The following is a 13,433-nucleotide window of genomic DNA, read 5'->3' as shown; positions in this document are numbered from 1 at the left end:
CCAATCATTTGCGGCACAGTCCAACATATGGAAGAAGGATCATTGATAAAAGATTTGGCGATTGTCGTTGTCTCGGCAGGAACCGTAGGCATGTTGTTTCATTTCCTGCGCTTACCGCTACTGCTTGGATACATAGTTAGTGGATTCATCATTGGTCCACATTTCCTATCCACACCATTCGTAACCGATGCATATACGATAAAACAACTTAGCGAACTTGGCGTAATATTTTTGATGTTTTACGTTGGAATAGAATTCGATCTGGAAAAATTAAAACGAGCTGCCGGTTCAGCACTTCTTGCTGTGCTTTCGCAAACTATATGCATGGTACTCATAGGGATACTGATCGCTCCATTATTTGGATGGTCTGGGCTGAATGGAATGTTTCTTGGCGCCCTGCTGGCAATCACGTCGACCATGGTAACGATCCCTATGCTCAAGGGCCAGAACGCGATGAGTAAAAATTTTGCCCAATTGACCATGGGAATTCTCATACTGGAGGACATTGTTGCAATACTTTTACTGGTCATATTATCCGGTATTGCCATAACCGGCTACCTTGAATGGGAAGCCGTTGGGCGAGTGACATTTTTGGTCGGAGTCTTTGTGGTAATGGTTTTCGTTGGAGGTAAATTCTTCGCGTCAAGGCTCATAAGAATCATGCAAAAGGTCACGGTCCCAGAACTTTTTGTTCTTGTGATAATAGGTTTTGCCCTAGGCCTTGGTGAGCTCGCGAACAAATTTCACTTTTCGGTTGAGCTTGGAGCATTTTTAGCTGGGTCCATATTGTCGCAATCTGCCATATCAAAACAAATTGAACATATAATCGAGCCATTTCGCGATATATTCAGCTCCATATTTTTCGCAACCATAGGAATGATGATCGATCCGGCAGCGATAGTTTCAAATTTACCGCAAATTTTGATAATTTCAGTGATAGTTTTGTTAGCAAAATCAGCAGCCTGTTGGTTTGGGTTGTTCGCGTCGGGCGAAAGATCAGACATAGCCTTCCAATCGGCTACCTATATATCTCAGATCGGTGAGTTCAGTTTCATCATTGCTGCAATGGGCAATTCGCTAGGAGTTACAAATCCGTCACTAATATCAATAGCCGTCGGCGTATCACTGCTAACTATCATCGGATCGACAATCATGACAAAACATCATGAAATCTTATATGCATCTATTTCAAAAAGGACTCCGGAATTTTTGAAACACGTGGGAGTTTTTTATCATAACCTTTTGCATATCATAAGCTTAGAGATCGGGAAAAGTGCACTCATAAAAATCATACGTCGGCCAGCATTACAAATAATATGGTATTTTTTTCTTCTCACTGGCTTGATGTTTTTATCTTATTACACTTCACATTTCATTGAGTCCAATGATATTAAAATTTTAGGAAAATACAAACCTCAGGCAGTGATCGCCACCTGGATACTGGCGGCATTCGTGACCATGCCGATATTTATTGGAGCAATTAAAAACATAAATTTAATTATCACCTCTATCACCCATGAAGCTTTACTTTCGTTAAAAACCAATATGGCGAGAGGTGGTCGGACTGTTAACTTCATCAAATCCATTGTGTTAGCGATCTCCATGTTAATATTCGGAGCCATATTTTTATCAGTTGCATCAAATTATCTTCCCACAGGAACGGCATTGGCAGTTTTCGTATTATTATCCGGCGCATTATGTATCTTCTTCTGGAGCAAGTTGATATATGCGAATAATCGCTTTGAAATTATGTTCATGGAAACTTTCAACAGCGAAGTGCAAAATAAAGATGACGAATTGCGCGATAATACTTTGCAGAAAATTAAAGCAAAGTATCCATGGGATGTGCAAATCAAAAACCATAAAATTAAGAAAGGCAGTCAATTTGTAGGAATTAGAATTATTGATTCAAAACTTAGAGAAGAAACAGGCGCCACGATTGTAGCTGTCACGCGCGGTGGCTATACATGTTATGCACCAAACCCTTACAGCACGATATTTCCCGAAGATCAATTATTGCTACTCGGCGAAAAACATCAAATCGACGTAGCTATTGAGTTGCTAGAAAAATCACAAGAAATTACAAAGGAACAAGTTGTGAAGCAAAAATTTGCCATAGAAACGGTTTGCATCGGAGCAACCAATGAACTAGTTGGGCAAACCATTGGCGACGCAAATTTACGCGGAAAATTTGGGGTAAATATTGTTGGTATTCAACGCCGTGGCGAAAAAATAGTTACGCCATCACGCAGTATGGTCTTGGAAGCAAACGACATATTGATTTTGGCCGGAACATATAATGAAATTCCAAAGGTCATTGAATTTTTTCAAACGAACACAGACCATCTTTAGAATAGCACGACACAATATATTTTTTCACGTAAAGTGAGTGTATTTTGCATGCAATGGAGAATATCGGTGGTTTTTGTTAAATTGTATCTAATGGCTAACAAGAATAGTTCATCTCCAAATAGCTTGTAGGTTTTACAAGCCTCACTCCAAGAGAGACTTACTATTACTTTATCATACTTTTCTTTTATTTCGCAAATATATTTCAACGCCTTTTCATCGAAATTGCAGCTCTTTTGATTCAAATTTAACACAGCATACCGTTCATCAATGATACCCATATGCCCCATATTGCCATCTATTTCCCTATAAGACACCAATTTTTCGCTAAACACTATCGGCCTATCAGTGATTACTAATACACTGTAACCCAACGACATAAAGCCATTCGCAACACATGGAATCAAATTCACAGGAATTTGACCAATTATACTAATAGTCCTTGAATCATACTTTTCTAAGGCATCATTGATTTTTGCAGATACATGGTGTAAATTGCTTTCAATTATACTTTGATTCACCGTTTTAATGAACCCAACCACATTATCATCGAACAAGTTACGCACATCACTTTCGCATCTAATTCTATTGTCAAAAATTTCTGCAATGACTACATATAAAATGCCAAACATTATACCAAGCAACAGAAAAACGAAAATTTCTACCTTAAAATCTGGCCATACATGTTGGTCCAAAGGAAGTGCCAGATCGATAATCGTCACATTCGGCATCAAAACATTAAGCTGCGCAATTTGCTCGTGCAATCTGTTATTAATTGTATTGTATAGATTTAGACTGACATCCAAATCTCTCAGCAAAGAATTATATTCGACGGCAATCCGATTCAACTCTATAATTTCTGCCTCTTTTTGCTTAAATTTTTCTGAGAGAAGGTGATACTCGCGTTTGGATTTAGTTTTTTTAGAAATCACGCCATTGATCACAAATTTAATAGCTGAATCTAATTCGGCCTGTAACTGCTTAAGTTCGCTATTCTTACAAACCATTAGCGGATATTTATCTCCATATTTTTCCGTCAGCAGTGAGAGCTCAGCTCTTTGCCTCGACATGTTAGAAAGTATATTTTCAACATAACCATTTGAATAGACAAATGGCAATGTTATCAACTGCTTGCCCTTTTCCTCGTATTCCTTAATCAATAAACATGAATTTTTCAACAAATCATACTCTAACTTCTTGTTTACCAATGCATTATTTAGCATAGTCAACTGTTGATGAGCCACATCATCTTTAGAATCCAATGAAATAGCACCATAGGTTTCACGGTATTTTAATAACTTACGCTCTTGATCTTCAATGACTTTTCGTTGATTATCGACCTTGCTGGTGAGGTCATTTATGGATCTTAAAACCACGTCTCGTTCCGTTTTAAGCGAAAATTCACAGAAAAATTCCGCAAATTTATTTGCCATCATAGCAGCAACCTCCGGCGAGCGATGACTAAATGAAACGTCAACAACGTAACTCTTACGCAACAAGTTAATCTTCCTTCGACTCAGCACAAATTCATGAATTTCGCCTTTGGATAGCTTTTCCCAGTTTTTGAAATAGGGAGAAAGTAAATTTTTTTTATCCTCAGGGCTCATAGATTTGAGAACTAATAAAAATAAGCTGTTGCTATCAAATAAGTTAAGTTGAGTATTAACATCTTCAAAATTTTTCACCTCGGTTTTGGCTAACTCTTTGTACCCCAGAGCATTAGGAGATTCATGCAGAATTTGAATTGTAGCTGTAGCCTCGTAGGTTTTTTCCTGAAAAAGCATTATATTTATGCCAATAGCTAAAACTATAAAAAAAATAACGAGGAAAACGCTTATTCGCCGAATTAATATTCTTCGATAGTTTACACCAAGTTCTAGAATACTCTCCTTCGATGAACTTAAAATTCTATCGTCAAACTTCACAAACTTATTCATTAGATATTTAATGCGACAAGCTCGCACCTATCTTTTTATTGCATAGACACTTAGCAAACAATATCATTTTTTTGCAGGAATAGATTCGACATTATTGCCAAACAAAATCCGCCACTGAGAAAGTTCTTTCCATGCATTTTGCCTCTTTATAGCGGCATCGATTTTATCACTATCATAGTTCCCTAATGGCATATCTGGAATTCCGTAAAGCGATCCATTAACAGAATCACATATGCCGTCGCTAAATACCACGGCAGCAAAACCATAGCCCTCCTTTATCGAATTTTTATCCAATATATTTTTTCCAAAAGTATGATAGCTAAACCCAGGATCTGCACATAATTCAATCACCGTCGAAGGGATATCCACATGAGCACCCACCGGTGAAAAATCAAGCTTTAGCTGAGTTAAGTAATTTTTTCCATAAATGATCAAAGGTACACAACTCCTTTCATAGAATGGAGATAGATCATTTATATGCCTGCGAGAAAAATGATCGCCGGTTATTACAAATAAACAGTTTTCAAATTTTTCATCTGCTTTTTTCACAAAATCCGCGATGCAATTGTTAGCATACCACGCATGCCGTAGCTGTTTTATCTTCTTGTCATCTGTTACAACGGCCGTAAGTGCCTTTCGTGGAATACTTTTGCTATCCACATCCACTTCGTAGGGAGGATGATTAGATGTATTTAAAATCAAATTAAACGTAGGAATATTTTTAGGAATTTTTTTTAGAACAAAATCGAATAGTCCATCATCATCTATGCCCCATTCCTTGCCAGTCAGCTCACCCATAACATCCCCGCCATATACATTTTTGAAGCCATTGCCAGATGCAAAGTTACCAATATTCTGCCAACTCATATATCCACCATAAAAAAAGTTAGTTTCATAGCCTAACCTGGAAAATATTGAGCCAACGGAATATGGCAACTCTTTCTGACATACGGTCATGTGGTTTATAAACAAACGTGAATACGAAAAGTTGCATAACTGTGACGATATGGCCCCAATCGTCATGTCAGCCATTGGCAAAAACGTCCGCACAAAAAGCCCATTTTCAGCCACAGAACGAAGATCATTCACCAAATCAAGATGTTTATATTTGTCTAAAAATGGCCAAATGTCCATGCTTTCTGCCACAATAATAAACACATGCTTTGGTTTTGGATTTAATTGAAACCCAGAAGCTTGCCGCTCAAGAACAGCATCAATACTCGTGGTATCAATCCCATCACCAAATAAAAACTTCATCGACTCCTTCACATGATCTGCCGATAAATTATTTTTTACTTGCTCCTCCAAAGATTTACGCCAATAGTTTCTAAACAGCAAATAATATAGTGCATAGGCCGGATTAATTACAAGTTTATTTAAAAAAGTATTACCGGTTATTGCCACATCTAGTACTTGGAGCGGTCGCCGCGTATAAGTACCTCGCAACGCAAACACAAATCCAATCACAAATATCACCATGGCTGCAAATTTGCAAAAAATGCTTGCCTTGCAAAGCTTTCTGCAACAAAGACACCTGTCTAATTTTATATAAAGATAACAGAGAATTCCAGATATAAATCCAGTGATCAAAGCCATCTTAACGATCGGATAATCGCTCCATATGGTCTTCAGTATGGCCACTTTATCGTCGAATAAAAAGTTCAAAATCCACCAATTGAATTGATCGTTATATTCTTCGAAATAAACGAAATCTATCACACTCAACCCAATGGCAGACACTATTAAAATATACCCATATACCCGACGACAAACTGGTAAAAAATTTTCGGCTCTTCGCCAAAAAAATAAAAATAATGGCAGCACAAAAATAGGCAAAGTCACTGCGCTAACTATCTTCAAATCAAACAAAAATCCATGCCGAAACAGTACCCACAAACCTGACAATTCCCTGTCCTGCCACAAATACATATGCGAAAAAAATAATGTCGCGCGGAGACATGTAAAAATTGGTGCCAATAGGACAAACAATTTAAACGAATTAACTGTTTCCATTGATATATAATGAAAAAAATCAGCCCATGTATATCTCCTTCGCGACATATCTAACATCACTTATGAGGATAGCATTGTGGGCAATAATCGAAAAGTCAACTGAATTATACACACTTCTTTTACAAATAGCTGCACGTCCTACTTTAACAATCTGCCAATAACAGACTTAACTTATGTAAATAAATTTGCAAACCCCTTGCACCATCTTAGCAATGGCAATCATGATAAACATCAATAATACATCTATCCTTATATGGCTCAAAGCAATAGCGGCCATCGACGATAATATGACCATCGGCATCAACGGAAAATTACCATGGAAAATAAAAGAAGAATTTGATGTTTTCAAAAAAATCACCACCGGCCATAGCCTGGTAATGGGCAGAAAAACCTACGAATCCATCGGAAAACCATTGCCAAATCGCCATAATATTGTGCTTAGCAGATCGATGCAACCTCGCGATGATCTAACGGTTCTGCATGAACCAGAAGAGCTTAGCGCTCCACCAAATCATAAATTGCTATGGGTTTGCGGCGGCGCTGAAATATATAACATGTTGTTAGCCAAATGTTCCCAATTAATAATCTCCCATGTGCATGGAAGTTTTGCCGGGGATACATTTTTTCCAAAATTTTCGCATTTATTTAAGTATGACAGCGATATATACTTATGCGACAAGTTTGTGACAAAAGTCTATAATAATGTAAATTGCAATGAACCTATGATGAAATTTGTACTTGACTAATCACAAGCATCGTGGTTGGATGCACAACGATGCTAGCAATAATACAATCAGGGGCAATTCTTGGTATAGACGCACTGCCGATCAACATCGAAATAAATTCTGGCGAAGCCGGAGAACCGAGATTTGTTCTGGTTGGATTGCCCGATGCGGCGGTCAAAGAATCCCAAGGCAGAGTATATTCCGCTCTGGCTAATTCTGGATTTTGCCCACCAAAAACACGAACCACAGCCAATTTGTCTCCAGGCAATATAAAGAAAGAAGGACCGCTCTATGATTTACCAATCGCACTAGGTATCATCGCGAGCATGAATCAAGCGGTCTTTCACAGCCTGGATAAATTTTTAATAGCCGGCGAACTAAGTTTATCCGGAAGAACATTGCCGGTTCGAGGCGCCATATCTCTCGGAATTTTGGCCAAAAAACTAGGAAAATCCATAATATTACCAGAAGCATCAGCCGAAGAAGCTTCGCTGCTCAACGATGTGAGCGTAGTGGGCGTCAAATCGCTGGACCATGCGGTACAATTTCTCACCGGCATGATAAATATAGAACCAAAACAAAGCAATATCCACGAGGCCTTTGGCAAAAACATGCGCGAACAAAACATAGATTTTTCTGATGTAAAAGGCCAATTTGCCCTGCGTCGCGCAGTGGAAGTGGCCGTGGCTGGGGGTCATAATATGATGATGATAGGCTCGCCAGGATCTGGCAAATCCATGGTAGCAAAGAGAATTCCAAGCATTATGCCAGATCCAACCATCAGTGAATTCCTGGAAAACCTTCGCATAGAATCACTTACTGACGTGGATTCATTGCTACAACAGAGGATATTTTGCCGACCATTCAGATCTCCACATCACACCATAAGCGATATAGGACTACTCGGAGGCGGCAAAATTCCCATGCCTGGCGAAATATCACTGGCTCACAATGGAGTACTATTCCTCGATGAGCTCCCAGAATTCAAAAGATCCACCTTAGAGGTTCTGCGACAACCACTTGAAGACGGAACGGTTTCCATATCGCGAAGCGCCGGAAAAATAACATTTCCCTGCGAATTCATGCTGGTTGCAGCAATGAACCCATGCCCATGTGGACATTTTGGCAATCCAAAAGTCATTTGTCATTGCTCTGCCGACAGGATCCAGAAATATAGATCAAGAATCAGCGGACCACTGCTGGATAGAATTGACATTCATATAAATGTTAAGGCCGTACAAGCCAACGAGTTAGTATACGACATGCCCAGCGAATCCTCGGAAAGCATAAAGAAACGCATCGAAGCAGCAAGGTCAGTTCAGCAAGAAAGATACAAAGGAAAAATAATCAACGCCAGAGCAAGCAATGGAGAAATGAAAAAATATTGCGAAATGGACACAAATTGCACAAAATTGCTCGAGTCGGCCATGGCCCAGTTTTCATTTTCCGCCAGAGCTCATTCTAGAATTATAAAAGTAGCAAGGACGATAGCCGACCTAAATCTATCGACCAAAATAAAAGAAGAACATCTACTGGAGGCAATTCAATATCGATCGCTTGATCGCAATTGACGGCCAAAGCAAAATATATAAATAAAATATGACACAAATATGATGCATATATATATTCAAAAAATTTTAATGAAAAACAGCATAAGATCGGCATGGACCAGCACTAGTCGTTGGCGCGACCCAATGCACAATATTACAACATTGGCCTTCGCTAATCTCTTATTAGCTATGATTTTTTGTATATATTTTTACAAAATGATCAAAATTGCAAAATTAGTATTGACCTCCAGGTATCAGGTTTTCAGATTCATAGCCACGGTTCTGTTCGCCCTTGTAGCTCAGTCGGCAGAGCGCATCCTTGGTAAGGATGAGGTCGGCGGTTCAAATCCGCTCGGGGGCTCCAATTGGCGGACATGGAAGTCGTTAAATAATAAAGTTTATTTTAGTTTTTAATATAGGAATTATAGGAATAAAACATGGCAAAAGAAACATTCGTTAGAACAAAACCGCATGTAAATGTCGGTACTATCGGGCATGTTGATCACGGCAAATCGACGCTCACAACTGCATTGCTTAAGGTCCAGGCAGACAAAGGCTTGGCTGAGCGTAAATCCTATGCAGATGTGACCAAAGGCGGTACAGTCCGTGATTCGACAAAAACAGTTACAATAGCAGTATCGCACGTTGAATATTCAAGCGAAAAGCGACACTATGCTCATGTCGATTGCCCAGGACATGCCGATTTTGTAAAAAATATGATCACCGGAGCCGCTCAAATGGACGGTGCAATTCTAGTCGTGAGTGCAGCCGACGGTCCCATGCCGCAAACACGCGAGCATATACTACTTGCTCGGCAGGTTGGTGTACCAAATATCGTGGTTTTTTTGAATAAAGTAGATCTTCTGGACGACCCAGAACTTATTGATTTGGTTGAAATGGAAATTCGCGAGCTATTGAGTAAATATGAGTTCGATGGAGATAAAATAGCCGTGATACGTGGATCAGCTTTGGCCGCCCTTGAAGGAAAAGAAGAAGGTGCAGCTGCCATTGGAAAACTTTTAGATGCCCTGGATAGTGACATCGAAGAGCCTGTCCGCAATATCGATAAACCGTTTTTAATGGCTGTAGAAGATGTATTTTCGATTACCGGTCGCGGCACCGTTGCCACCGGCCGCATTGAACGAGGCATCATAAAAGTCGGTGAAGAGATTGAAATAGTTGGACTTGGAGAAACGAAAAAAACAACATGTACTGGTGTGGAAATGTTTCGCAAATTGCTAGACGAAGGTCGCGCTGGTGACAATGTGGGACTCTTGCTTCGCGGCCTTGAGAAGAAAGACGTGGAAAGAGGTCATGTCATAGCTAAACCAAAAAGCATTACGCCCCACACCAAAGCAAAGGCTGAAATATATGTGCTAACCAAAGATGAAGGTGGCCGCCATACACCATTTGTCAATGGATATAGACCGCAATTTTTCTTTGGCACTGCAGATGTTACCGGCATTGTAACACTTCCAGAAAATGCTGAAATGGTGATGCCCGGTGATAATTTAAACGTCAGCTTGGAACTACAAAAGGCAATAGCGATGGAAAAAGGCCAAAGATTCGCCATAAGGGAGGGAGGAAGGACCATAGGAGCCGGAAGGATTACAGAAATTATTGCATAAAAATTGTAAAATTGTGTTGACTTTTTACAACAAATGCACTTTTAGTATTCACCTTCGGAAATAGGAGAATAGCTCAATTGGCAGAGCAACGGTCTCCAAAACCGTAGGTTGGGGGTTCGAGTCCCTCTTCTCCTGCCATTTTAGTTTTGAATATGAATCCATTTAGACGAGTTAGTTTATTTTGCGGCGAAACCATTGAAGAGTTGAAAAAGGCTTCATGGCCAAATGCCAAAGAATTGCGAAGATCTACCATTGCTGTATTAGTTGGAATGCTAGTATGGGGAATATATGTGTCCATATTGGATTTTGCCTTGGGTGGTTTCGTAAATACTGTAAGTTCTTGGGTAAGAGGCTGCATTGGTTAAAAAATGGCAATGGCTGCAGTCGATGATTTCAAATGGTATGCTTTACAGGTTCTAACAAACCAAGAGAATAAGGTCAAGTTATATATAGATAAGTTTATGGTAATAAATGGCTTAAATGATTTCATTGATGAAGTTCTAGTTCCATCGGAAAATGTTATGGAGATAAAAAATGGCAAAAGATATCAACGCGTGAAAAAATTTTATCCAGGATATGTATTTATAAAGATGAAATTGCTTGACGACGATGGAAATTTACTACAGGATCCTTGGCAGTTTGTGAGAAATACCGAAGGTGTTGTCAGTTTTGTCGGAAAAGATAATCCAGTTCCATTAAAACAGTCCGAAGTTGATAGAATTCTTGAGCAGGCCAAAAAAATCGGAAGTGCTCCGGTGCAAAGAGTCTCGTTTGAAATAGGAAATCGAGTGAAGATAAATGACGGGCCATTTATGGAATCCATTGGTAATGTGGTGGACATAGATGTGGCGAATGGAAAAATGAAGGTGTCGGTTTCGTTGTTTGGTCGCGACACTCCGGTGGAATTGGAATTTTGGCAAGCCAATATTGTTAACGAAGAATAGGTAAGTTTATGGCAAAAAAAGTAGTAAAACAAATAAAATTGCAATTACCTGCTGGGGCAGCAAATCCTGCGCCACCGGTTGGCCCGGCTTTGGGTGCAGCCGGAGTAAACATTATGGGGTTTTGCAAAGAATTCAACGCCAGGACGAAAGATCAAACAGGCATGATAATTCCGGCAGTCATATCAGTGTATGCAGATAAATCGTTTTCATTTGAACTAAAATCTCCGCCGGCCTCGGTATTGCTCAGAAAAGCAGCTGGAGCTCAAAAAGGATCTGGTATACCAAATCGCGATAAAGTCGGCAAAGTTACTCAGGCCCAAATAGATGAGATTGTAAAAATAAAAATGAAAGATCTCAACGCCGTTAATCAAAAAGCTGCTGGATTAATGATAGAAGGTACAGCAAGAAGCATGGGGATAGAAATCATTTCTTAAGTTTTTTAAATTTTAATTGTAATTTTATGAAAAATCGAAGCAAACGCCATTTAAAAAGCCAGGAAGTTGCAGATTTAAGTCGGTCATTTGGAATAGAAGAAGCCGTCGTATTGCTAAATAAGATGTCCCGAGCTAAATTTGATGAAACAGTCGAAATTTCTATTCATTTTGGCGTTGATCCAAAGCAAAGTGATCAAATGGTACGCGGCACGGTTAAATTACCACATGGTAGTGGTAAAAATGTCAAAGTCCTCGCATTTACCGAGTCACCAGAGACTGCAATCAAAGCTGGGGCTGATTTTGCTGGCCTAGAGGATATGATTGAAAAAGTAAGTTCTGGTTGGCTAGAATTTGATGTGGCCGTGGCAACCACATTGGCGATGAAACAAGTCAGAAATGTTGCAAAAATTTTAGGCCCAAGAGGTTTAATGCCAAATCCAAAGTCCGGCACTGTATCAGACGACATAGTCTCTGCCATCACCGATGTTAAGGCCGGCCGCGTTGAATTCAAAATGGATAAGACGGCCAATGCAGGAATTGTGGTAGGTAAAAGGTCATTTGAATATGATAAAATCATTGAAAACATAAAAGCCGTCATCGCATCGGTGAATGAAGCTAGGCCTGCAAATTTTCGCGGGACTTTCATAAAAGGAATGTCGATAAGTGGGACTATGACTCCAGGTCTGAGAATTGTACCAACAGAATATAACAAGGAAGTTGCCTAGGAGAATTGATAATGAGGAGTGAAAAAGCATTTTTTGTCGATGAGGTCGTAAAACATCTCAGTAAGTCTGATTATGTTTATTTATCGGATTTTACTGGTGTTTCTGTTTTAGCTATATCTATACTGCGCAATAATTTACGAAACGAAGCCGCCGAGTGTCATGTAGTAAAAAACAGCATTTTGCGCATAGCACTGAAAAATAAGGTTGACTCCTTCGATAAGTCTTGGTTTGCTGGTCACACGGCAATGATCGTTGGTGGTAGCAACCCTTCCGCTGTGGCAAAGGTCTTGGCAAAATTTTCCAAAGACAATGAAAATAGAATGTGGTTTAAGGGAGGTATACTTAAATCTAACAAATTGTCACCAAATGAGATAAATGCCATGGCTGAGCTGCCGAGTTTAGAAGTGTTGCAGGCAAAATTGCTTTCGCTTCTAAATGAACCAGCCAGCGGTTTGGTAAGAATTTTAAACGCGATTCCCCAAGGTGTTGTCAATGTGTTACATGCAAAAGTGAAGCAGGGAGTATAAATTTTAACTGTATCCTTAGGGGGATATTCCCTTAAATGGCATTTGTCGCTAAGGATGCTTTAGGAGGAAAAAAGATGTCAAATATTACAAAAGAACAAGTTGTAGAATGGTTAAGTGCCCAGTCCGTTTTGGAAATTTCTGGGTTGGTTAAAGATTTAGAAGCCAAGTGGGGCGTAAGTGCTTCTGCACCTGTGGCAATCTCGGCAGCTACTCCAGCAGCAGCCAGTGCTGAAGTGGCCGAAGAAAAAACTGAATTCAGTGTCAATTTGATCTCTGCCGGCACAAACAAAATCGGCGTGATAAAAGAGGTTCGAGCAGTCACTGGCCTCGGCCTTAAAGAAGCAAAGGATTTGGTAGAGGGAGCGCCAAAGTTGTTGAAAGAAGGAATATCGAAAACCGAAGCCGAAGATATAAAAAAGAAATTAGAAGATGCTGGGGCTAAGGTAGAACTGAAATAATATCTTTCACAGCAGTGTCTCGTTGGAATTTTAGTGATTCACTGTTTCGCAAGCCATCGCCATGGTGGCTTGAGCAACTGTTTTTATTTTTACAAACAATTTATTTAAAATCATGCTTTTGTGTGATATTTATGTGTTTAACT

The 13,433-nt window shown here is 39.6% G+C and carries 12 protein-coding genes and 2 tRNA genes; 12 read left to right on the top strand and 2 right to left on the bottom strand.

Features of this window, described 5'->3' with window-relative positions:
* Window positions 1-27: 27 nt before the first annotated feature.
* The gene (locus tag LBH49_00250) at window positions 28-2,352 is read left to right on the top strand and encodes a cation:proton antiporter (GenBank protein MDR0351075.1); all 2,325 of its coding nucleotides are present in this window, start codon (window positions 28-30) and stop codon (window positions 2,350-2,352) included.
* Here the strand turns inward: LBH49_00250 and LBH49_00245 are convergent.
* Together LBH49_00245 and LBH49_00240 are read right to left on the bottom strand one after the other, a co-directional pair.
* Complete coding sequence (locus LBH49_00245) at window positions 2,349-4,286, bottom strand: GumC family protein (GenBank protein MDR0351074.1); 1,938 nt, start codon at window positions 4,284-4,286, stop codon at window positions 2,349-2,351. The genes LBH49_00250 and LBH49_00245 overlap by 4 nt on opposite strands.
* Before the next feature lie 63 nt (window positions 4,287-4,349).
* Window positions 4,350-6,215: an LTA synthase family protein gene (locus LBH49_00240; protein ID MDR0351073.1), complete on the bottom strand. Its 1,866-nt coding sequence runs from the start codon at window positions 6,213-6,215 to the stop codon at window positions 4,350-4,352.
* Between the two features lie 296 nt (window positions 6,216-6,511).
* Here LBH49_00240 and LBH49_00235 point away from each other — a divergent pair, with 296 nt between their 5' ends.
* From LBH49_00235 to rplL, 11 genes are all read left to right on the top strand, one after another.
* Window positions 6,512-7,045 (top strand): dihydrofolate reductase, encoded by a 534-nt coding sequence (locus LBH49_00235; GenBank protein MDR0351072.1) that lies wholly within the window; start codon window positions 6,512-6,514, stop codon window positions 7,043-7,045.
* 29 nt (window positions 7,046-7,074) lie between these two features.
* Window positions 7,075-8,595: a YifB family Mg chelatase-like AAA ATPase gene (locus LBH49_00230; GenBank protein MDR0351071.1), complete on the top strand. Its 1,521-nt coding sequence runs from the start codon at window positions 7,075-7,077 to the stop codon at window positions 8,593-8,595.
* Between the two features lie 267 nt (window positions 8,596-8,862).
* Window positions 8,863-8,938, top strand: a tRNA-Thr gene (locus LBH49_00225).
* A 73-nt stretch (window positions 8,939-9,011) separates the two neighbouring features.
* Window positions 9,012-10,202 (top strand): elongation factor Tu, encoded by a 1,191-nt coding sequence (tuf, locus tag LBH49_00220; protein MDR0351070.1) that lies wholly within the window; start codon window positions 9,012-9,014, stop codon window positions 10,200-10,202.
* 62 nt (window positions 10,203-10,264) lie between these two features.
* Window positions 10,265-10,340 (top strand) — tRNA-Trp (locus LBH49_00215).
* Between the two features lie 14 nt (window positions 10,341-10,354).
* Window positions 10,355-10,567 carry a preprotein translocase subunit SecE gene (secE, locus tag LBH49_00210; protein ID MDR0351069.1) on the top strand — a complete coding sequence of 71 codons (213 nt, stop codon included), beginning with the start codon at window positions 10,355-10,357 and terminating at the stop codon, window positions 10,565-10,567.
* A gap of 3 nt (window positions 10,568-10,570) precedes the next feature.
* Complete coding sequence (gene nusG / locus LBH49_00205; GenBank protein MDR0351068.1) at window positions 10,571-11,146, top strand: transcription termination/antitermination protein NusG; 576 nt, start codon at window positions 10,571-10,573, stop codon at window positions 11,144-11,146.
* Window positions 11,147-11,154: 8 nt separating this feature from the next.
* The gene (rplK, locus tag LBH49_00200) at window positions 11,155-11,580 is read left to right on the top strand and encodes a 50S ribosomal protein L11 (GenBank protein ID MDR0351067.1); all 426 of its coding nucleotides are present in this window, start codon (window positions 11,155-11,157) and stop codon (window positions 11,578-11,580) included.
* A gap of 26 nt (window positions 11,581-11,606) precedes the next feature.
* Window positions 11,607-12,305, top strand: coding sequence for a 50S ribosomal protein L1 (rplA, locus tag LBH49_00195; GenBank protein MDR0351066.1), 699 nt, complete (start codon window positions 11,607-11,609; stop codon window positions 12,303-12,305).
* Window positions 12,306-12,316: 11 nt separating this feature from the next.
* Complete coding sequence (gene rplJ, locus LBH49_00190) at window positions 12,317-12,832, top strand: 50S ribosomal protein L10 (protein ID MDR0351065.1); 516 nt, start codon at window positions 12,317-12,319, stop codon at window positions 12,830-12,832.
* Window positions 12,833-12,906: 74 nt separating this feature from the next.
* Window positions 12,907-13,290 carry a 50S ribosomal protein L7/L12 gene (rplL, locus tag LBH49_00185; GenBank protein ID MDR0351064.1) on the top strand — a complete coding sequence of 128 codons (384 nt, stop codon included), beginning with the start codon at window positions 12,907-12,909 and terminating at the stop codon, window positions 13,288-13,290.
* Window positions 13,291-13,433 lie beyond the last annotated feature (143 nt).

The sequence above is a fragment of the Puniceicoccales bacterium genome (assembly GCA_031255005.1).
Taxonomy (GTDB): domain Bacteria; phylum Verrucomicrobiota; class Verrucomicrobiia; order Opitutales; family LL51; genus JAIRTH01.
Note: the sequence above shows the minus strand (reverse complement) of the source record. Positions and strands in the feature narration are given on the sequence as shown.

Excerpts from the sequence above, each read along its gene's own strand:
- secE (MDR0351069.1), top strand. The coding sequence starts at position 10,355 with ATGAATCCATTTAGACGAGTTAGTTTATTTTGCGGCGAAACCATTGAA.
- rplK (MDR0351067.1), top strand. The coding sequence starts at position 11,155 with ATGGCAAAAAAAGTAGTAAAACAAATAAAATTGCAATTACCTGCTGGG.
- rplL (MDR0351064.1), top strand. The coding sequence starts at position 12,907 with ATGTCAAATATTACAAAAGAACAAGTTGTAGAATGGTTAAGTGCCCAG.
- rplJ (MDR0351065.1), top strand. The coding sequence starts at position 12,317 with ATGAGGAGTGAAAAAGCATTTTTTGTCGATGAGGTCGTAAAACATCTC.
- LBH49_00245 (MDR0351074.1), bottom strand. The coding sequence starts at position 4,286 with ATGAATAAGTTTGTGAAGTTTGACGATAGAATTTTAAGTTCATCGAAG.
- LBH49_00230 (MDR0351071.1), top strand. The coding sequence starts at position 7,075 with ATGCTAGCAATAATACAATCAGGGGCAATTCTTGGTATAGACGCACTG.
- rplA (MDR0351066.1), top strand. The coding sequence starts at position 11,607 with ATGAAAAATCGAAGCAAACGCCATTTAAAAAGCCAGGAAGTTGCAGAT.
- LBH49_00250 (MDR0351075.1), top strand. The coding sequence starts at position 28 with ATGGAAGAAGGATCATTGATAAAAGATTTGGCGATTGTCGTTGTCTCG.
- LBH49_00235 (MDR0351072.1), top strand. The coding sequence starts at position 6,512 with ATGGCAATCATGATAAACATCAATAATACATCTATCCTTATATGGCTC.
- nusG (MDR0351068.1), top strand. The coding sequence starts at position 10,571 with ATGGCAATGGCTGCAGTCGATGATTTCAAATGGTATGCTTTACAGGTT.
- LBH49_00240 (MDR0351073.1), bottom strand. The coding sequence starts at position 6,215 with ATGTATTTGTGGCAGGACAGGGAATTGTCAGGTTTGTGGGTACTGTTT.
- tuf (MDR0351070.1), top strand. The coding sequence starts at position 9,012 with ATGGCAAAAGAAACATTCGTTAGAACAAAACCGCATGTAAATGTCGGT.